1 protein-coding gene is annotated in these 1,149 nt (G+C 44.7%); it reads right to left on the reverse strand.

Annotated features, from left to right (window positions below; genetic code table 11):
* The coding region (locus IV67_RS00060) for a midas domain-containing protein (RefSeq protein ID WP_201782716.1) at nucleotides 1-1,149 on the reverse strand (1,149 nt) is incomplete at both ends.

The raw sequence follows: 1,149 nt of genomic DNA on the forward strand, positions 1-1,149 counted from the left end.
GCATCCTTAGTTTCTTCATCTAAGTTGTCCAAATCGTCAATGGCATCTTTTGCTTCATCCTTGGCATCTTGCAAGTCTTCAGCGGATTGGTCATCCTTCTTGGCGTCTTCGACAATTTGGTCGATTTCGTCTTGATCGGCTCCCTTATCAATGGCGTCCTTAATCGCATCCTTAGTTTCTTCATCTAAGTTGTCCAAATCGTCAATGGCATCTTTTGCTTCGTCCTTGGCATCTTGCAAGTCCTTATCAGCCTTGTCTTGGTCGTCCTTCTTAGCGTCTTCGACAATTTGATCGATTTCGTCTTGATCGGCTCCCTTATCAATGGCGTCCTTAATCGCATCCTTAGTTTCTTCATCTAAGTTCTCTAAGTCGTCAATGACATCTTTCGCTTCGTCCTTGGCATCTTGCAAGTCTTCAGCGGCTTGGTCATCCTTCTTGGCATCTTCGACAATTTGGTCGATTTCGTCTTGATTGGCTCCCTTATCAATGGCGTCCTTAATCGCATCCTTAGTTTCTTCATCTAAGTTTTCTAAGTCGTCAATGACATCTTTCGCTTCGTCCTTGGCATCTTGCAAGTCTTCAGCGGCTTGGTCATCCTTCTTGGCATCTTCGATAATTTGGTCGATTTCGTCTTGATCGGCTCCCTTATCAATGGCGTCCTTAATCGCATCCTTAGTTTCTTCATCTAAGTTCTCTAAGTCGTCAATGGCATCTTTTGCTTCGTCCTTGGCATCTTGCAAGTCCTTATCAGCCTTGTCTTGGTCGTCCTTCTTAGCGTCTTCGACAATTTGATCGATTTCGTCTTGATCGGCTCCCTTATCAATGGCGTCCTTAATCGCATCCTTAGTTTCTTCATCTAAGTTGTCCAAATCGTCAATGGCATCTTTTGCTTCGTCCTTGGCATCTTGCAAGTCCTTATCAGCCTTGTCTTGGTCGTCCTTCTTAGCGTCTTCGACAATTTGATCGATTTCGTCTTGATCGGCTCCCTTATCAATGGCGTCCTTAATCGCATCCTTAGTTTCTTCATCTAAGTTCTCTAAGTCGTCAATGGCATCTTTCGCTTCGTCCTTGGCATCTTGCAAGTCTTCAGCGGCTTGGTCGTCCTTCTTAGCGTCTTCGACAATTTGATCGATTTCGTCTTGATCGGCT

Origin of the sequence: Weissella minor (genome assembly GCF_001437425.1) — a bacterium.
GTDB lineage: Bacteria > Bacillota > Bacilli > Lactobacillales > Lactobacillaceae > Weissella > Weissella minor.